This is a genomic window from Arthrobacter sp. B055-34 (assembly GCF_059090425.1).
In genome coordinates this window covers 1-18267 of the sequence record NZ_JBNHFQ010000017.1, presented here as the reverse complement: position 1 = coordinate 18267, position 18267 = coordinate 1, and the positions used below count along the sequence as shown (strand labels likewise).

Below are 18267 nucleotides of genomic sequence, written 5' to 3'. Positions count from 1 at the left end.
TGTCTACTGTCCAGAAGGGACGTATGCCGCCATGGCAAAGATCATTAGCTTTGACGAAGAGGCCCGCCGCGGCCTCGAGCGTGGACTGAACATCCTCGCTGACGCAGTTAAGGTCACGCTCGGCCCGCGTGGTCGCAACGTTGTCCTCGAAAAGAAGTGGGGCGCTCCCACGATCACCAACGATGGTGTTTCCATCGCCAAGGAGATCGAGCTCGACGATCCGTACGAGAAGATCGGCGCAGAGCTCGTCAAGGAAGTTGCCAAGAAGACCGACGACGTCGCCGGTGACGGTACCACCACCGCAACCGTCCTCGCCCAGGCCCTGGTCAAGGAAGGCCTGCGCAACGTTGCCGCCGGTGCCGATCCGCTGAGCCTCAAGCGCGGTATCGAAAAGGCTGTTGACGCTGTCACCGCCGAACTGATCTCTTCCGCCAAGGAAATCGAGACCAAGGAGCAGATTGCTGCTACCGCCTCGATCTCTGCAGGCGACCCGCAGATTGGTGAACTGATCGCTGAAGCTCTCGACAAGGTCGGCAAGGAAGGCGTTGTCACCGTCGAGGAGTCCAACACCTTTGGCCTGGAGCTCGAGCTCACCGAAGGTATGCGCTTCGACAAGGGCTACATCTCCGGCTACTTCGTCACCGACGCAGAGCGCCAGGAAACGGTCCTCGAAGACCCGTACATCCTGATCGTCAACTCCAAGATCTCCAACGTGAAGGACCTCGTTGCAGTTCTGGAGAAGGTCATGCAGTCCGGCAAGCCGCTGCTGATCATCGCCGAAGACATCGAGGGCGAGGCTCTGGCCACCCTGGTTGTCAACAAGATCCGTGGCACCTTCAAGTCCGTTGCCGTCAAGGCTCCGGGCTTCGGTGACCGCCGCAAGGCTCAGCTGGCTGACATCGCCATCCTGACCGGTGGCCAGGTCATCGCCGAGGAAGTTGGCCTCAAGCTGGAGAACGCAACCCTCGAACTGCTGGGCCAGGCCCGCAAGGTTGTTGTCACCAAGGACGAGACCACCATCGTTGAAGGTGCCGGCGACGCCGAGGAGATCGCAGGCCGCGTTTCCCAGATCCGCGCCGAGATCGACAACTCCGATTCCGACTACGACCGCGAGAAGCTGCAGGAACGTCTGGCCAAGCTGGCCGGCGGCGTTGCAGTCATCAAGGCCGGTGCCGCAACCGAAGTTGAGCTCAAGGAACGCAAGCACCGCATCGAGGACGCTGTCCGCAACGCGAAGGCTGCCGTTGAAGAAGGCATCGTCGCCGGTGGCGGCGTTGCCCTGATCCAGGCCGGCGCCAAGGCGTTCGCCAACCTGAACCTTGAGGGCGACGAAGCAACCGGCGCCAACATCGTCAAGGTTGCCATCGATGCTCCGCTGAAGCAGATCGCCTTCAACGCTGGCCTCGAGCCGGGCGTTGTTGCCGACAAGGTCCGCGGTCTGCCTTCCGGCCACGGCCTGAACGCTGCAACCGGTGTCTACGAAGACCTGCTGGCTGCCGGTGTGAACGACCCGGTCAAGGTGACCCGCTCTGCTCTGCAGAACGCGGCTTCCATCGCCGGCCTGTTCCTCACCACCGAGGCCGTTGTCGCTGACAAGCCCGAGAAGAACGCTCCGGCCATGCCCGGCGGCGACGACATGGGCGGCATGGGCGGTATGGGCGGCTTCTAGGAAGTCCGGCGCAAGCCGCTTCCAAGCCGGTCATCATCTGACCAGTTCCAACAGGAAGGCACGGTTCCCGATCGGGAGCCGTGCCTTCCCGGGTTAAGCCTCGGCCAGTTCGGTGCTCAGGTTCTGCCGGGCCTGCGCCAGCCAGAGCTTGCGGGCGGTGTCCGTCCGATACAACGGCTCCAAGGCCAGCAACCGGCGGACGACGGCGGCGCGGCCGGCTGCGAAATCAGCGTCACCGACGTGCGCGTACTCTTTCCGGACTGCGGCGAGGTAGCGGCGGTAGTTGTCCGGAGGGCTGCCGAGAATCGACAGGTCCGCATCGCACAGCATGGCTCCGGACGCGTCGTCGTCAGCCGGAGCATGATGCGCTGTCAGCAGCACCAGACGGACGCTCTCAGCAACCTCCTCAGGTCGGCAGCCGGCGCCGGTCAGCTTCCCGTGTGCCAGTGCCGCGGAATCTTCTTCATCCTTTCCTGCCACCCCTTTATAGACGGCGTCATGGAACCAGGCCGCCAGCCAGACGGCCCGGGTTTCCTCTCCCGGTCGCTCTCCGTGGTCCTGAAGCGTGCGCAGTGCCTCGATGACCGCCAGCAGGTGCGAATGGTCGTGGTAGTGCCGGTGGTCCTCGCCCCACCTGGAGATGAGCTCCCGGCCCAGTCGTTCCTGACCGGGGAGCAAGGCGTTCCAATGCTGCAGCAGTACGTGCTCCAGTTTTCCGGGTCTGCGGCGCGCCGGCACCCGCAGCCCGCTGGCGATCAGTCGACGCACCAGTTCACCGCCGGGAACGGCCACAGCACCCCGGGCGACAAGTTCCGCATGGCGTTCTGCCGGTACATCGTAATGGTCCAGATCAAATGCCCTGCTGGGGATCGCTGCGGCCGCCGCAAACTCGTGCAGCTGGTCCAATGAGGAGTCCGAGACCAGGTGGGAAAAATGCGTTCCGTGGGCCGGCCACAGCGGGGGATCGATAAGAATTGCCACCCTGCCAGCCTATGTCCGATAGGACCTTGCCGATCTGAAAAGATGGAGACTATGACGATTACTGCTGCCGCCGACGGTTCTGCCCTCGGCAACCCGGGCCCTGCTGGCTGGGCCTGGTACATTGACGAAAATTCCTGGGCAGCTGGAGGCTGGCCGCACGGAACGAACAACCAGGGCGAGCTCATGGCGGTGCTCGATTTGTTCCGTGCCACCGAACACCTGCCGGAAGAGCCCCTGCATATCCTCTGCGACAGCCAGTACGTCATCAACTGCATCACCAAATGGATGCCGGGCTGGAAACGCAAGGGCTGGCGCAAGGCCGACGGCAAAGCCGTACTCAACGTCGATCTCCTCAAGCAGATCGACCAAGTCATCAAGGGCCGCAGTTACAAGTTCGAATGGGTGAAGGGCCACGCCGGGCATGACCTGAACGAGGCAGCCGATGTCCGTGCCCGGGCAGTAGCCTTGGCTTTCCAAAACGGATCGGTTATTCCTCACGGGCCGGGGTTCCAAGGCCGGGCGGCCTCAGCCGCCCTGGATACTCCCGCCGTCGCCCAATCGGCCGTCCGTGTTCCCGAGCCCCGCATGCCTCAGCGGGCCGAGAACCCGGAGAGCCCGGAGCCCGATCTGTTCTCCGAGCTGGAGGACTTCTCCGCGCCGGACGCACAGGAACCTGTCGAGGAACTGGTCGTCAGGCTGGAACAGGAACTGCTCAGCCCCGGCACACGAGCCGACTTCGGACGGCTTGCCGTGCTCCTGCACCCGGACTTCACCGAGATTGGGCAGTCGGGCCGGATGTGGACCAGGGACGACACGATCAGTGCCCTCCAAGGCGATCCGGAGACGGAATCAACCGTGGAGGTCTTCGCCGCTGAACGGCTTGGCGAAGACAGTGTCCTGCTGACTTACCGCAGCAGCTCGCGAACCGGCTCGGCTCTGCGCAGCTCACTGTGGCTCCGCGAGGGGGAGCAGTGGCGGCTGCGGTTCCATCAGGGAACGCCGGAACAGAGCTAACCGGCAGTGGCGGCGCGGGGTCCAGATGGGGGATTCCGGCCCGACTGCGGTTCTTGGTCACGCCATGAACATGCGTGCGTTGGCTTCTTCGGCCTGAGCATACTGCTGCGATGCCTGGGCCAGTGCCGTATTGATGCTGGCCAGGGACTCTTCAACCTTCAGCTGCGTTGCACGCCAGTCAGTAATCAACTGCTGGAAGTTCGCGGAAGCGGAGCCCGTCCACAACGATTCCAATTCCCGCAGCCCGGACTGCATGGTGTTTACCTCGGCCTGCAGCCGGCCGATGGTCCCCTGGACCGCCATGCTCTTGGCGTTCAAGGCCTCACTGTCCACATGGAATACAGCCATGATGTTCCCTTCGAAGTAGTTGATCCAATCAATACTTCGAGGCTAGGGAGCGTAAGGAGTGCAGGCGAGGGGCCGGCGTGCGATTGTGGATAACGCGGAGTTGAAGCACGAAAGTGGAGGACCATGGTCCCGCGGCTATTTCGGCTTCCAAAGGCCCAGGGGCACCGTCGACTGCCCGTGTGGATCAGTTGTATTCGAACTCGCTGCGGTCGTCGTCGGGCGCTGGCTCATAGGGAATCCGAATGGACATGGTCGCCCCGCCGCCTTCCGTATCGAGCAGTCGCACAGTGCCGTCATGCTGGGCGACCAGTGCCGCGACGATGGCCAGGCCAAGTCCGGTACCGCCGGTCTCGCGGTAGCGTGAGGAATCCGCGCGGTAAAATCGCTCGAAGACCCGGGCGGCTTCTTCCTCCGATATCCCGGGACCGTGGTCGCGGACCTCGATCACGGAGTCCTTCTTGTCGTCGATGACCGGTTCAACGCCGACCGCGATTTCGATCGGCGAACCCTCAGGCGTGTAGCGGAGTGCATTGGTCATCAGGTTGGCCACGACCTGACGCAGTCTGCCTTCGTCCCCGACGATGGGCGCAGGCTGGGCCCCCGCCCCGTCGAGCCCAATGACCTTGATGTCCCGGTCCGGGGCGCTGGCGCGGGCGTCCATGGCGGCATCGTTGCCGAGCAGCAGCAGGTCCAGCGGCTTCGCCTCCAGCGGACGCTGTTCATCCACACGGGCTAGAGTAAGCAGGTCTTCCACGAGCTGGCCCATCCTGGTGGCCTCGCTCTCGATCCGGCCCATGGCCGCCCCGACATCGTCTTGGGTCTGCAAGGCCCCGTGGCGATAAAGCTCGGAGAAACCACGGATAGTCACTAGAGGAGTGCGCAGCTCGTGGGAAGCGTCCGCGACGAACTGGCGCATGCGCTTTTCGGAAGCTGCACGGCCGGCGAAGGCGCTTTCGATGTGGGCGAGCATAGCGTTGAGCGAACTGGAAAGCTTGCCGATCTCCGTGTTCGGGTTGCTCACTTCAACACGGCGGGTCAGGTCGCCAGCGGCGATGGCTGCTGCAGTTTTTTCGACCGTGCTCAGCGGCTTAAACGCTCGCGTAATAGCCAACCAGGCTATGGTCGATGCTGCCGCAGTGGCAAAGAGCCCGAGCAGAAGTGCACTGGCGGTGAGGGTTTCTACCGTCTCATTGACTTCTTTATAGGGGAGCGCAACGGCGAGGGAACCGTCAGATACGTGAAAAGCCATTACCCTCCAGCCGGCACTTTCCGAACTAGTTCCGGGCACGTTAAAAGGTGTGCCGTCCAGTCGCTCGACATCGTCAACGGTCAGATTAGGAATGACGGGCAGGTCGACTGCCGAGTTGTTGTTCGTCTCCCTCAGAGGAAAGAGTTTCTGAATATGTTCGCCGTCCGGTCGCATCAAGACAGCGGAATATCTGAGAACTCCTGAATTGGCATCACGAATGATTTGGCGGCTGATGGTCGGCGCGTTGTTGTAAATGTCTGTGTCCATCTGGCGGACCAAATCGTTCTCAAGAAACTTGATCATCAGCGCCGAAGTCAGGGCGATGGTAGCGGCCATTAGCACACAGATGATTGCAACCAACTGTGTGCGAAGCGAGGCGGACCTCCACCGTTGGATCACTGTCAGCGCTTTTCCGCCGTGCGCAGCAGGTACCCCACACCACGCTTTGTCTGAATGAGTGCCGGAGCCTCGGGATTGGCGTCGATCTTCCGGCGCAGGTAGGAGATGTAGGACTCCACGATGGACGCGTCGCCGTTGAAGTCATACTCCCAGACATGATCCAGGATCTGCGCCTTGGACAGCACCCGGTTCGGGTTCAGCATCAGGTAGCGCAGCAGCTTGAATTCGGTGGGGGAGAGGTCGATGACCAGCCCGCCCCGGCGGACCTCGTGCGCGTCGTCGTCGAGTTCCAGGTCGTCAACCTGGATGACGGCGTCGTCTTCGAGCAGCGGCTGGGTCCGGCGCAGCACGGCACGGATCCGGGCCACCACCTCGTCCAGGCTAAAGGGTTTGGTGACATAGTCGTCGCCGCCGACGGTTAGGCCGGTGACTTTGTCATCGGTGTCGTCGCGGGCGGTGAGGAAGACGACCGGGAAGTGGCGGCCGGCCGCACGCAACCGCCGGGTCACGGTGAATCCGTCCATGTCCGGCAGCATGACATCCAGCACCGCGAGGTCAGGGTTGTGTTCCTCTGCAGCGGCGAGGGCATCACGGCCGTTTGCGGCGGCAACAACTTCGAACCCGGCAAAGCGCAGGGAGGTTGAAAGCAGTTCCCGAATGTTCGGTTCGTCGTCAACTACGAGCAGTTTTGCTTCAGGTTCGTTTTTCTTCACGCTTTTCAGTATGCTCACAGATTCTGGGAGTTGTCTGTACATATCTTGGGTGCTGGCCCGGTGCCAGCCGTTACCCAGCCGTATGGAATAACGACGGCGGGGCCTCTTATTGTGTGTACGTAGCCTTCGACATCTGGTCCTCAGGCCCCATCGCGGCGGCTGAAAATCTCTACCGGAGCGAGCGTTCCCGTGCGGATCGCCTGCGTCAAATGTCCCATCCGGACGGGTCCTTCCGGTCCTAGCACCACCTGCATGCCGGCCAGCCGAGGATCGTTATCGGCCAGCCGGGCCTGCGCACGGGTCAGGAATTCCAACGCGAAACCGTGCCGGTTGCGTTCGCCCGTCACGGTGAAACCCGCTTCCTCCAGTTCCCGGATATAGTCCTGGGGCGAACGGAGGAAGGACGTTTCGGCGCTCGCCGCCCACGGCAGGGGGAACTGCGGTTCGCCCTCCCCGGTGAGCATGATGTCGTAAACCGCGAAGACCCCGCCGTGCCTGAGCACGCGGTGGACTTCGCGGAACAAGGCGTCCTTGTGTTCCACGTTCATTCCGACGTGCATCATGGTTGCCGCGTCGAATTCGCCGTCGCTGAAGGGGAGGTCCAGGCCGCTGGCCTTGGAGAAGCTGACCTGGCCGGTCAGGCCGCAGCGCCGGGTCAGGGATTGGGCCGTGGTCACGAAGGACGGGGTGAGATCCACGCCGTGTACCGTGGCGCCGAACCGGTGCGCGAACAAGCGTGCCGGTCCGCCGATGCCGGAGCCAATGTCCAGCACCCGCATGCCGCTGCCGATGCCGGCGCCGCGGGCCACGTCCTCGGCCGCTTCAGCACCGCCGATGTGGAATTGGTCCACCGCGGCCAAATCATCCGGCTCGAAATGGTCCGGATCGAGGCCGACAGCGGCCACCCCGGCGAGGATGGCATCCTCCAGATCCGGCTTCGCGTAATGCTCGGCGACAACTTGTTCAGCGTCCACGGCGGCCTCCCCACTGGTTTTGATGGCTGAAATTCTACGCCGCGCCGGCGTCTCCGGACCGGCTCAGCTCCCCGTCTTTCCCACGTCTTTGGCATCGAGAATGGTGTAGGCATAGCCCTGTTCGGCGAGGAACCGCTGGCGTTTGGCGGCAAATTCCTGGTCCAGCGTCTCCCTCGCCACCACGGTGTAGAACCGCGCAGCCCGGCCATCCGACTTGGGGCGCAGCAGCCGTCCCAGCCGCTGGGCTTCCTCCTGCCGCGAGCCGAAGGAGCCGGAAACCTGGATCGCCACCGCGGCCTCGGGCAGATCGATCGAGAAGTTCGCCACCTTGGACACCACGAGGGTGTGCAGGGAGCCGGAGCGGAATTCATCGAAGAGCCGCTGGCGTTCCTTCACCGAGGTCTCGCCCTTGATCAGCGGCGCGTCCAGCCGTTCGGCGAGCTCGTCCAGCTGGTCGATGTACTGCCCGATCACCAGCAGTTGCTCGCCCTTATGGTGGGCCACCAGCTGTTCCACCACACCGTTCTTGGTATCGGAGGTGGCGCAGAGACGGTACTTGTCGGCGTCGTCGGCCATTGCGTACGCCACGCGCTCGTCGCGCGGCAGATCCACCCGCACCTCCACGCAGTCCGCCGGCGCAATATAGCCCTGCGCCTCGATGTCCTTCCACGGGGCGTCGTAGCGCTTAGGGCCGATCAGCGAGAAGACCTCGCCCTCGCGGCCGTCCTCGCGCACCAGCGTCGCCGTCAGGCCGAGCCGCCGCCGGGCCTGCAGATCCGCAGTCATCCTAAAGATCGGCGCCGGCAGCAGGTGCACCTCGTCGTAGATGATCAGGCCCCAGTCATTGTTGTCCACCAGCTCCAAGTGGGGATAGAGCCCGCCGCGGCGCAGCGTGAGCACCTGGTACGTCGCGATGGTTACCGGCCGTACCTCCTTGAGCGAGCCCGAGTACTCGCCGATCTCGTCCTCGGTGAGCGTGGTGCGCTTGAGCAGCTCGTCCTTCCACTGCCGCGCGGAGACCGTGTTGGTCACCAGGATCAGCGTGGTGGTCTGGCTCGTGGCCATCGCCGCGGCGCCCACCAGCGTTTTGCCCGCACCGCAGGGAAGAACGACGACGCCGGAACCGCCGGCCCAGAAGTTCTCCGTAGCCACCTGCTGGTAGGGGCGGAGCTTCCAACCCTTCTCCTCCAGCGCGATCGGATGCGGCGTGCCGTCCACGTAGCCGGCCAGGTCCTCGGCGGGCCAGCCGAGCTTGAGCAGCAACTGCTTGAGCTGGCCGCGCTGCGAGGAATGCACCACGGTGGTCTCGCCGTCGATCCGCGGGCCGAGCAGCGGCTGGATCTTCTTGGCGTGCATTACTTCCTCAAGCACCGGATAGTCGTCGGTGCGCAGCACCAGGCCGTGCTGCGGGTCCTTTTCCAGCCGCAGCCGCCCGTACCGGGACATGGTCTCTTCGATGTCGATCAGCAGTGCATGCGGCACGGGGAAGCGCGAATACTGCAGCAACGTGTCCAGTACCTGTTCGGCATCCAGCCCGGCAGCGCGCGCATTCCACAGCCCCAGCGGTGTGATCCGGTAGCTGTGCATGTGCTCCGGCGCGCGCTCGAGCTCGGCGAAGGCCGCGATGGCGTGGCGCGCCTCGGTGGCCTGCTCGTGGTCCACCTCCAGCAGGATGGTCTTGTCGCTCTGGACGATCAGCGGCCCGTCAGCCATCGGTGGTGCTCCTCTTCTTGCCGCCGGTCTCGTCGACCAGCTCGATGTCCATCACGCGGTGGATCGAGACCACGCGCTCGCTGTCGCGACCCGCGTCGAAGACCCGCAACCGGCCGCCGCCCACGGAGAGCGGCTGCAGGACCTCGTGCCGTTGGGTTCCGTTGGGTTCCACAATTCCGATCCGCACCGGCCGCTTGAGCCGGATCGCCTTGCGCAGGGTCTCCAAGGCCAGCAGCGGTTCCGCCTCCGCGCCTGCGGCGGACTTGGCCGACGTGCCCGCTCCGCGCAACCGGTCCAGCTGGGCCTGCAGGTCTTCGTCCGTGAGCAGCCAGGGATTGGTCCGGACCGGGAACGACGACGGCGCGATGCCAGCTACGCGGGTGATCCCACCTTGTGCAGGGGTACTTCCCGCCGCGCCGCCGGCGCCGCCCGCAGCGGTGAGGGCAACGCCGTCGTCGTCCTGATCCGGTGCGGGGGAATAGCCGAGCTCGCGCAGGGTGTGCAGCAGTTCGCGGGCGCCCGACTTCGACGCCAGCACGGTAGGCGCCAGCCTCCGCAGCCCCAGCAGCGCGGCCCGCGGATCCGCCAGCAGCGCGTCCAGGAGTTCATGGTCCTCGCTGCGCAAATAGGAGGACATGCTGCCCACCCGGACGGCACCGTGCCTGGCGGCGGTGTCTTCGACAAGGTAGCGCAGGGGCTGCGGTACCTCGGTGGCCGAGTGACGGGTCAGGAACTCGAGGATGCCCTCGGCGTCCTGCCCCGCATCCAAGGCGCGGCGGACGGAATCCGCGGAGAACCGGTAGATGGCGGCCGGACCCTGCCCCTCGGCGGTGGAAAGCAGCGCCAGTTCGCGGTTCACCGCCGGCTCGAGGTAGCCCGGGGCCACTGCGGTCAGGTCCGCCTGCAGCAGGAAATGGCTCAGCGGTTCCGGCAGCTGCCGGTCCAGCAGCTCCGCGGCCTCCTCCGGCTCGCCGGCGGCCAGCGCGGCACCTAGTTCGGTCAGCGCACCGGAGCCGAGCAGGCCCAGCCGCGCGGACTCAACCAGCATGCCCGGGACCAAACGCTCGAACCGGCGACGCAGCCGCGGCTGGTGCCAGCAGAGGTAATCGGTCACCAGGGACTCCGCCGGTGCCGCCACCGAGGTGCCGTCGCCGATTGGGAGGGAGAGTTCGGCGAGGGCAGCAAGCAAACGACGGCGGACGGCGGGTGCGTCGGGACGCGACGCTTCCGCGGCGAGGGCGTTAATGCCGGGCTTCGCCGCGTCCGGCCGGGAGTCCGGCCGCACGCCTGGCCGGGATCCTGGGCGGGCGTCTGGCCGGGAGCCCGGCTGGGCCGGGGACCCCACCAGCGCAGGCGCGCGGTCGAGCGCCAGCCACGCCGTGGCCAGCAGCAGCCACTGATGGTGACGGTCGGACGCGGCGTAAGTGCCGGCGTCGTTGGTCCTCCACTTACTGGTATCCACGTCCAAGGTGAGCAGCCCGGCCGCGGCAGTCAGCTCGAGCAGCCAGGACACCTCGGCGGTATCGATGCGCAGTTCATCCGCCAGCCGCTTGATTTCCCGCACGCCGACACCGCCGGCGCGCAGGTTTGCCACCGGCGTCGTGCCGGCGAGCACCAGGAGCTCGGAGACCAGCCGCAAGGTCTCGGCGACGGCGGAATAGGCGGCATTGTCGCGCAGGCTGGCCCGGACCGTCCGCGCCCGCCCGGTGCCGGACCTCGCGGCTTCTTCCTCCGTCCCGAACCCGGGGGCCGCGGTTTGCCAGGGGTTGATGAGGGCGCCGCCGCGGGCCGCGATCCCGGCGGCGCGCGGCAGTTCAACGTGGCTTGCATCCACCGGCACCAGCAGACCGCGGGCGAGCAACCACTCCACCGGCGAGCCCCCGGCGTCGTGCACTGGCAGATTCCGGAGCGCCTGGGGGACTGTGCCCACCGGCGAGCGGCGGAACCGCTCCAGCAGCTCGCCGGTCTTCGGCGGCGCCTCAGCCAGCAGCGCCTCCCAGGTGCCGGGAGCGGAGAGCCACAATTCGAGGGCCCGGGCAGCCGCGGAAGCCTTGTCCGCCGGAGATAACTCAGTATCACTGTCAGCACTGTCGGTGCCGTCGGGCAGCGGATAGCCGGCACCCCTGAGCGCAGCGACGACGGCGACCATCCGTTCGCCCGCCTCGGGGCTGGCGGCAGCGAGCTTCGCATAGGTGCGGCCCAAACCGGAAGGGTAAGGACCCAGCACGTCAGGCAGGCTGGCCACCGGGAGGAACCCAATCCGCTGGTCCAATCCGGCCGGAACCGGTACCAGCAGGCCCAGCGAGTGCAGCTTGGCGAGGTAGCCGTCCAGCTGCTGCATGCCGGTGTTGCCCGGCTGCTGCACGGTGGTGTCCGGCTCAGGGACGAGCAGCGGTGTGAGTGCGTCCGCGTCGATGCCCGTGCCGGCGTCGACGTCGGTGGTCAGGACTATCGTTTCGAGCAGGTCCAGCTCCGGTCGGGAGAGTTTCTCCAGCGCCCGCTGCAGGCTGATTCTGGTGCACGCCCTGGCAGCGAGGGCGGAAAAATCCGGCACCGGAGGCAGGCACAAATCCGGGCGGGCGCCCAGCAGCGCCCGCAGCTGATTATCGCTGCGGGCAGCCAAATCATCGGCCAACGCACGGATGGAGGACATCAGAATAACGTTACCCCGCCCGGCAAGCCCTGAAACTGGCTGAAGACGCGGGGATCAGGGCCCAAGCAAGATCAGAAGCTGCGCCGGCGCCTGATGCTGCGCAGAATCAGGAAGCCCATCAAGAGGAACGCCACCGGGAAACCGGTCCAGGCGATGGCCAGGAACCCGGGCCAGGCTTCGTTCCCGAAGAGGGCGCTGACCAGGATCACGGTCAGGCTGGCAAGCCCCGCGAGGGATACGACGGCGGCAATCGTCACCAGGGTGATCAGGAGCCTGCCCGTCTCCGGGCGGGCCGCGGAACTGGACGACGGAACAGGGGCGGACATGCAGATAACGCTAACAGCGGACATGTTGCCGGCAAAGTCCGGGACGGCTGCCGGAACAAGCTAATCTAGATAGAGACTTCCCCGTCTATGGTTACCGTACAGCCAGCACAGATCGCTGGCACCGGAACCTGCACGGGACATGAAAGCGCAGCAGCGGGCGATTACCCTGCAACGGAATCGTAGAACGAGGTAACTGAAGTGCCCATCGGCAAGGTCAAATGGTTTGACACGGAAAAAGGTTTTGGATTCCTGGCCACAGATGAGGGCCAGGAAGTGTTCCTGCATGCCTCCGCGCTTCCGGCCGGCGTCACCGAGGTCAAGGCCGGCACCCGCATGGAGTTCGGCGTAGCCGAGGGACGCCGTGGAGCGCAGGCCCTTTCGGCCCGCATCATTGATGCCAAGCCGTCGGTCGCGAAGGCCGTCCGGAAGCCGGCGGAAGACATGGCCGTCATCACCGAAGACCTCATCAAGCTGCTCGACGACATCTCCAACGGGCTCCGCAAGGGCCGCTATCCCGACAAGGCCCACTCGGCCAAGGTCGCCGCAGTGCTGCGCCACGTCGCGGATCAGCTGGACGTCTGAGCCGGCGGAGTCCATACATGAGCAGCGCTGAGACAGAAACGGAATCTGCAGTGGAACCAACAGTAGACACCGCCGCGGAAAGCCCTGCTCCGGTACGACGCCGGCCCGCTGCCAAGCGGCCCGCCAAACTGGATGCACTGCTGGCCGCTGCCGTGGACCGTGCCCGTCAGGGCGTGCTCGAGATGGCACCGGCAGAACAGGTCGGCGACCATGTGGGCGTGGTGGCGGAAGCCGAACGCCTGGTGGTCCACCGGTTCGAATCCTATCTGCCCGGCTACATCGGCTGGCAGTGGTTTGCCTCCCTCGCGCGCGCCCCGCGGAGTAAAGAGATCACGGTCTGCGAAATCGGCCTGCTGCCCTCGGAGAAGTCGTTGCTGGCGCCGGACTGGGTTCCGTGGGCCGAGCGGGTCCGTCCCGAAGAGGCCGCAGCGGAAGCCGAGAGCATCGCAGACGAAAACAACGACGGCGAAAACAACGACGGCGCCGGCCAGGCTCCAGACGAAGCAGCGAACGACGTCGATGGCGCCGCTGAAGCTGGACCAGTCGACGAAGCTGCCGCTCCAGCCGTGGATGAATCCGCTGGCCGAGCATCGGCTGACCCGGATCCCTCAACTTCGGACTCCGCAACGTCGGAGAACGCGGGCTCAGCGGACGCAGTGCTTGAGCCCTCGTCGTCGGAGCACTCGGCCGACAAACTCGTTACGGACGAACTCGCCTCGGATGTAAAGACAGCTGAGGCTAACGCGGAGGCAGTTGAGTCCGCCCCGGAGACAATCGACTCCGGCTTCGAGGCACCTGAGACCACCCCACACCCGGAGGCAACCGCCTAAACCATCCGCGGCCATGTGAATCCTGCGGCAGAAAGGAGCGCCTGTATAGATGTTCCGTTCGCTGCAGTTCTTCAACTACCGCATCTGGTTTGTCGGGGCGATCGTCTCCAACATTGGCACCTGGATGCAGCGGACCGCCCAGGACTGGCTGGTCTACGACATCCTGACCAAGCAGGACGCCGCTGCCATGGGCATCGTCATGGCGCTTCAGCTTGGCCCGCAGCTGCTCATGGCGCCATGGTCCGGATTGATCGCGGACAGTTTCAACCGGCGCCACCTGCTCATGATCACCCAGATCTCCATGGCATTGCTGGGGCTTGGGCTTGGCATCATGGTGATCACGGGCGTTGTGGAGCTCTGGCACGTCTACGCCTTCGCCCTGGCCTTGGGCATGGTGTCCTCCGTGGATGCCCCGGCCCGGCAGACCTTTGTCTCGGAGCTCGTCCGCGATGACTTCCTGCCCAACGCCGTCGCGCTGAACAGCACTTCCTTCAACCTGGCCCGCATGGTGGGACCGGCCGTTTCCGGCGTGCTCACAGTCGCCGTCGGGCCTGGCTGGGTTTTCCTCATCAACGCGGGCACGTTCGGGGCGATGATCGCCGCACTGCTGGTGATCCGTGGCAGTGAGCTGCGTTCGCTGCCCAAGGCTGCCAAGGGAAAGGGCAGGATCCGCGAAGGGTTCCGCTATGTGCGCCACCGGCCGGACCTGATGATCGTCATGACGGCGATCTTCATCATCGGAACCTTCGGACTGAACTTCGCCATCTATATTGCCGCCATGGCCCGGACCGAATTCGGCGGGCACGCCGGCGACTTCGGCCTGCTGTCGTCTGTCATGGCCATCGGCTCGGTCATGGGGTCACTGCTTGCTGCCCGCCGCGACCGGCCCCGGTTGCGATTCATTTTCGGGGCCGCGGCAGCCTTCGCGGTCGCCTGTACGGCGGCCGCCCTGGCACCCAACGCCTGGTTGTTCGGCCTGGCCCTCGTGCCCATCGGAGTGTCCGCGCTGACCATCATGACCGGTGCGAACGCCTACGTGCAGACCAACACGGATCAGGTGATGCGTGGACGCGTGATGGCGTTGTATATGGCGATCTTCATGGGCGGGACCCCGATCGGTGCTCCCATCGTCGGCGCCGTCACCGACGTTTTCGGACCCCGGTGGGGCCTGGGCGTGGGTGCGCTTGCCGGACTGGCCGCGGCACTGGTCGGCTTCATCTGGGCATGGCGCGCCAAACAAATGCGTTTCCAGTTCGACCGTACTGCCAAACGGAAGCTGCGCATTACCTACCTGCAGCAACGGCCGTAGGCTGCCCGAACCCTTGCCGGCGCTCGCGCAACACAAACAACAAGGCACCCTGGGAAAACCAGGGTGCCTCGTGCTGCAGTTGGCAGGAATCAGCCGTTCAACTGCTCAATCACGTAGTCCACGCAGTTGAGCAGGGCACTGACGTCCTCCGGCTCGATCGCGACAAAGGTGGCAATGCGCAGCTGGTTGCGGCCGAGCTTGCGGTACGGCTCAACATCCACCACGCCGTTGGCACGCAGGACCTTGGCGACGGCGGCGGCGTCGACCGAGTCATCGAAGTCCACCGTGGCAATGACGTTCGAACGGTGCTCGGGATTGACCACGTACGGAGTTGCGACGTCGGACGCTTCCGCCCAGCTGTAGACGCGGCCGGCGGAATCTGCCGTGCGCTTCGCGGCGAACTCCAGGCCGCCGTTGCTGTTGAGCCACTCGATCTGGCTGTTCAGGGTCACCAGAGTGGTCAGCGCCGGTGTGTTGTAGGTCTGGTTCTTCAGCGAGTTGTCGATCGCCGTCTGCAGGTTGAGGAAGTCCGGGATCCAGCGGTCGGTGCCGCCGATCTTTGCGGCGCGTTCCAGCGCTGCAGGAGAGAACATGCCCAGCCAGATACCGCCGTCGGACGCGAAGTTTTTCTGCGGCGAGAAGTAGTAAACGTCGCTCTCTGAGACGTCCACGTGCAGCCCGCCCGCGGCAGAGGTGGCGTCGACGAGCACCAGCGACCCTTCGTCTGCGCCGTCCACGCGCTTGACCGGAGCGGCAACACCGGTGGAGGTTTCGTTCTGCGCCCAGGCGTAGACGTCTACGCCGGCTTCGGCCTTCGGGGTGGGCCGGGAACCGGTCTCGGCCTTGATGATGGAGGATTCCGCCAGGAAGGGGGCGTTGTTCGTGGCCGCGGCAAACTTCGAGCTGAATTCACCGAAGGAGAGGTGCTGTGCCTTGTTCTCGACCAAGCCGAAAGTTGCGACGTCCCAGAAAGCAGTGGCCCCGCCGAGGCCGAGGATAACTTCGTAGCCCTCGGGAGCCTGGAAGAACGTCTGGAGGCCCTCGCGCACGCTGCCCACAAGGTTCTTGACCGGTGCCTGGCGGTGGGAGGTGCCGAGCAGATCCCGGCCGGCCGCCACAACGGCGTCGATCTGTTCGGAGCGGATCTTGGACGGTCCGGCACCGAAACGGCCGTCCTGGGGCAGCAGGTCTGCGGGAATGCTTATTGACTGGTTGTCGCTCATAAGGGCTTCTTCCTGGCGGGCTTACGCTGATCTCTAGACAGTTCGCCTTCGAACCTCCTCACATTCTGTCGCAGAGGTCCGGCCGTCCGATACTTGAGACGCGCATATTTCGCATGCTGGACCAGTGATGCTGGCGCGTCCCGTCATCTGTCGTGCGTCTGGTGCAAACACCGGAATTATCGGCACTTGGGGCAAACAAGATAACCTTGTTGGGGGACCACGACGCCGGTGCGTCGGCTTTCGGATCTATCCCGCCACCTGCGCTGAGGAGCAAGAATTCCAGTGACTGATCTCATCGACACAACCGAGATGTACCTTCGGACCATTCTCGAGCTGGAAGAAGAGAACATCGTTGCCCTGCGGGCCCGCATCGCGGAGCGCCTGCGCCATTCCGGACCTACCGTTTCCCAGACCGTGGGGCGGATGGAGCGTGACGGTCTAGTGGTTGTCTCCGGAGACCGGCACCTGGAGCTTACGGAGAACGGCCGGCGCCGCGCCACCGAAGTGATGCGCAAGCACCGGCTGGCCGAGCGGCTCCTTGCGGATGTCATCGGTCTGGACTGGGCTTACGTCCACGACGAAGCATGCCGGTGGGAGCATGTGATGAGCGAGCGCGTGGAGCAGCGCCTCTATGAGCTGCTCGGCAAACCTACTGAGTCGCCATACGGCAATCCCATTCCGGGGCTCGAGGCACTGGGTGGAAAGCCTGCTGAGCAATTCATCAACGGTGTTGTTAACCTCACAGAGGCCATGCGGAAGTACCAACCGTCGGACACCGTGACGATTATCCGGCTGGCCGAGCCGATCCAGGTGGAGCCGGAATTGCTCCTCCAACTTGATGAAGGTGGCCTGAAACCCGGGGCCAAGCTGCAACTGGAAACCGTTGGCGAATACATTTCAGTTCGTGTCCCAGGCATCGAGGGCGCACTCGAACTGCCGCCCGAGGTAGCTGCCCACATCTTTGTGGCGTTCGATCCCGTCCCAGCCGGAAACGCTTAACCCTGTTGTCCACAGGTATGGATAAAGGAATTATTACTCTGAAGGGTTTCCCTTTATAGTTGTTGCTTGACGCCGATGCATTGGCGTCACCTGATCCGTAGCCGAACCCTGTCAGCGGATCAGCGACCCGCATTGACAGGGGCGGAGGACCCACGATCGGCAGCCTACCCAGCTGCCTAGGGGTGAAGCCACGCTTGATTTCGGTACCAGCTGCTTTCCGCACTGATACCGCACGTCTTGTGGCCGAGTTATCTCTTACTCGAATCCGACAGCTAACTTCGCAGGCTTATAGGAGAGGGAAGACTTTTGTCAGAACAAAGAGCCACGGGACGGCGTCGTTCGGCCGCCCCGGCAGGTAGGTCGCGTTCGCGTTCAGGAAGCACCGGCCGTCGACGCGCCGAAGCTGCTCCGTCGCCCGTTACCGCAGTAGTCCGAGGCGCCGGCCAAAAGGCCGCTATCGTGGCAACCGCATCCGGCATGGCGCTTACTGTCCTGCTGCCCACAACCGCAGGTGCCTCTGCGTCCGGCGAACCCACCGTTGATGCGGCAGCAGCCGAGGTCACAGCCGTCGCCGCCGCACCCGTGACGGCGGCAGCGGAAGTTGATCTGCACTTCCAGCGCGCCGGCCTGACGAGCAATTTTGACCCGGACGCCAAGCTCGAACAGGTCATGGTGGCATCCGGCAGTGATGCCAAGGCCGTCAGCAGTGAAGGTACGCTGTCCCAGCCAATGGAGATGGACAGCATGAAGATGACCTCGCCGTTCGGTATGCGGGTCAATCCCGTGACCGGATATGCCGGTGAAATGCACACCGGCCAGGACTACGGCGCAGCCTGCGGCTCGCCGGTCTACTCTGCCGCTGGCGGCACGGTCAAGGAAGCCGGCTGGTTTGGCGGCTACGGCAACCGCGTAGTGGTGGACCACGGTAACGGTCTTGAGACCACGTACAACCACCTGACAAGCATTAGCGCCAAGGTTGGCGACACCGTCAGCCGTGGGGAGTTGTTGGCCCAAAGCGGTACGACCGGTAATTCCACCGGCTGCCATCTCCACTTTGAGGTAGTTGTCAATGGCGACATGGTTGACCCTAAGGGCTGGCTGTAACCAAAGACACACCATTCCGTGACCGGAGTGTGACTTAGAAGATGAAACGTTATAGTGTCGAACCCGTGCCGAAGACCGGTTAGAGGTTTGGCACCTCCGGGTGGATTGCCTAGCTCTGCCACTTCCCGGGGTCCGTTCGCAACGATTTCGCATGGCAGGGGCGGGGGAACCAACTTCCGGG

The 18267-nt window shown here is 64.5% G+C and carries 16 protein-coding genes and 1 riboswitch; of the genes, 7 read left to right on the top strand and 9 right to left on the bottom strand.

The features are described 5' to 3' along the window. Nucleotides 1-31 precede the first annotated feature (31 nt). Nucleotides 32-1669 (top strand): chaperonin GroEL, encoded by a 1638-nt coding sequence (gene groL / locus AC5RWO_RS21020; RefSeq protein ID WP_074699749.1) that lies wholly within the window; start codon nt 32-34, stop codon nt 1667-1669. 93 nt (nt 1670-1762) lie between these two features. Here groL and AC5RWO_RS21015 read toward each other — a convergent pair whose 3' ends face one another. After that, nucleotides 1763-2650 carry a DUF4031 domain-containing protein gene (locus AC5RWO_RS21015; RefSeq protein WP_498733819.1) on the bottom strand — a complete coding sequence of 296 codons (888 nt, stop codon included), beginning with the start codon at nt 2648-2650 and terminating at the stop codon, nt 1763-1765. 51 nt (nt 2651-2701) lie between these two features. On the opposite strand from AC5RWO_RS21015, the gene AC5RWO_RS21010 reads away from it, so the two are divergent. Continuing rightward, on the top strand, nt 2702-3664 hold the full coding sequence (locus AC5RWO_RS21010) for an RNase H family protein (protein WP_498733818.1): 963 nt from the start codon (nt 2702-2704) through the stop codon (nt 3662-3664). A gap of 57 nt (nt 3665-3721) precedes the next feature. Here the strand turns inward: AC5RWO_RS21010 and AC5RWO_RS21005 are convergent, their stop codons facing one another. From AC5RWO_RS21005 to AC5RWO_RS20975, 7 genes are all read right to left on the bottom strand, one after another. Continuing rightward, nucleotides 3722-4012, bottom strand: coding sequence for a WXG100 family type VII secretion target (locus AC5RWO_RS21005; protein ID WP_074699746.1), 291 nt, complete (start codon nt 4010-4012; stop codon nt 3722-3724). Nucleotides 4013-4196: 184 nt separating this feature from the next. After that, the gene (locus AC5RWO_RS21000) at nt 4197-5597 is read right to left on the bottom strand and encodes a sensor histidine kinase (protein WP_498733816.1); all 1401 of its coding nucleotides are present in this window, start codon (nt 5595-5597) and stop codon (nt 4197-4199) included. 65 nt (nt 5598-5662) lie between these two features. Beyond that, the gene (locus AC5RWO_RS20995) at nt 5663-6373 is read right to left on the bottom strand and encodes a response regulator transcription factor (protein ID WP_074699744.1); all 711 of its coding nucleotides are present in this window, start codon (nt 6371-6373) and stop codon (nt 5663-5665) included. A gap of 140 nt (nt 6374-6513) precedes the next feature. Then, a complete protein-coding gene (locus AC5RWO_RS20990) occupies nt 6514-7347 on the bottom strand; it encodes a class I SAM-dependent methyltransferase (RefSeq protein ID WP_498733815.1) in 834 nt (277 codons plus the stop codon). A gap of 63 nt (nt 7348-7410) precedes the next feature. Further along, entirely contained in the window at nt 7411-9060 is a 1650-nt protein-coding gene (locus AC5RWO_RS20985) for a DNA repair helicase XPB (protein ID WP_498733813.1), read from the bottom strand. Beyond that, entirely contained in the window at nt 9053-11713 is a 2661-nt protein-coding gene (locus AC5RWO_RS20980; RefSeq protein ID WP_498733811.1) for a helicase-associated domain-containing protein, read from the bottom strand. The genes AC5RWO_RS20985 and AC5RWO_RS20980 overlap by 8 nt, the downstream gene beginning before the upstream one ends. A gap of 71 nt (nt 11714-11784) precedes the next feature. Beyond that, nucleotides 11785-12039: a hypothetical protein gene (locus AC5RWO_RS20975; RefSeq protein WP_498733809.1), complete on the bottom strand. Its 255-nt coding sequence runs from the start codon at nt 12037-12039 to the stop codon at nt 11785-11787. 198 nt (nt 12040-12237) lie between these two features. On the opposite strand from AC5RWO_RS20975, the gene AC5RWO_RS20970 reads away from it, so the two are divergent. From AC5RWO_RS20970 to AC5RWO_RS20960, 3 genes are read left to right on the top strand one after another with little or no spacing between them, the layout of a single operon-like run. Beyond that, nucleotides 12238-12621 (top strand): cold-shock protein, encoded by a 384-nt coding sequence (locus tag AC5RWO_RS20970; RefSeq protein WP_074699739.1) that lies wholly within the window; start codon nt 12238-12240, stop codon nt 12619-12621. A gap of 50 nt (nt 12622-12671) precedes the next feature. Then, the gene (locus AC5RWO_RS20965) at nt 12672-13451 is read left to right on the top strand and encodes a DUF3027 domain-containing protein (protein WP_498733806.1); all 780 of its coding nucleotides are present in this window, start codon (nt 12672-12674) and stop codon (nt 13449-13451) included. 49 nt (nt 13452-13500) lie between these two features. Further along, a complete protein-coding gene (locus AC5RWO_RS20960; RefSeq protein ID WP_498733804.1) occupies nt 13501-14760 on the top strand; it encodes an MFS transporter in 1260 nt (419 codons plus the stop codon). Nucleotides 14761-14849: 89 nt separating this feature from the next. Here AC5RWO_RS20960 and serC read toward each other — a convergent pair whose 3' ends face one another. Next, complete coding sequence (gene serC, locus AC5RWO_RS20955) at nt 14850-15983, bottom strand: phosphoserine transaminase (protein WP_498733802.1); 1134 nt, start codon at nt 15981-15983, stop codon at nt 14850-14852. 282 nt (nt 15984-16265) lie between these two features. On the opposite strand from serC, the gene AC5RWO_RS20950 reads away from it, so the two are divergent. Together AC5RWO_RS20950 and AC5RWO_RS20945 are read left to right on the top strand one after the other, a co-directional pair. Further along, a complete protein-coding gene (locus AC5RWO_RS20950) occupies nt 16266-16982 on the top strand; it encodes an iron-dependent transcriptional repressor DtxR (RefSeq protein WP_498733800.1) in 717 nt (238 codons plus the stop codon). Between the two features lie 89 nt (nt 16983-17071). After that, nucleotides 17072-17284, top strand: a riboswitch (cyclic di-AMP (ydaO/yuaA leader). 157 nt (nt 17285-17441) lie between these two features. Then, nucleotides 17442-18086: a M23 family metallopeptidase gene (locus AC5RWO_RS20945; protein ID WP_244250838.1), complete on the top strand. Its 645-nt coding sequence runs from the start codon at nt 17442-17444 to the stop codon at nt 18084-18086. Nucleotides 18087-18267: the final 181 nt, after the last annotated feature.

Excerpts from the sequence above, each read along its gene's own strand:
- AC5RWO_RS20980 (WP_498733811.1), bottom strand. The coding sequence starts at position 11,713 with ATGTCCTCCATCCGTGCGTTGGCCGATGATTTGGCTGCCCGCAGCGAT.
- AC5RWO_RS21000 (WP_498733816.1), bottom strand. The coding sequence starts at position 5,597 with ATGGCCGCTACCATCGCCCTGACTTCGGCGCTGATGATCAAGTTTCTT.
- AC5RWO_RS20975 (WP_498733809.1), bottom strand. The coding sequence starts at position 12,039 with ATGTCCGCCCCTGTTCCGTCGTCCAGTTCCGCGGCCCGCCCGGAGACG.
- serC (WP_498733802.1), bottom strand. The coding sequence starts at position 15,983 with ATGAGCGACAACCAGTCAATAAGCATTCCCGCAGACCTGCTGCCCCAG.
- AC5RWO_RS20960 (WP_498733804.1), top strand. The coding sequence starts at position 13,501 with ATGTTCCGTTCGCTGCAGTTCTTCAACTACCGCATCTGGTTTGTCGGG.
- AC5RWO_RS21005 (WP_074699746.1), bottom strand. The coding sequence starts at position 4,012 with ATGGCTGTATTCCATGTGGACAGTGAGGCCTTGAACGCCAAGAGCATG.
- AC5RWO_RS21010 (WP_498733818.1), top strand. The coding sequence starts at position 2,702 with ATGACGATTACTGCTGCCGCCGACGGTTCTGCCCTCGGCAACCCGGGC.
- groL (WP_074699749.1), top strand. The coding sequence starts at position 32 with ATGGCAAAGATCATTAGCTTTGACGAAGAGGCCCGCCGCGGCCTCGAG.
- AC5RWO_RS20985 (WP_498733813.1), bottom strand. The coding sequence starts at position 9,060 with ATGGCTGACGGGCCGCTGATCGTCCAGAGCGACAAGACCATCCTGCTG.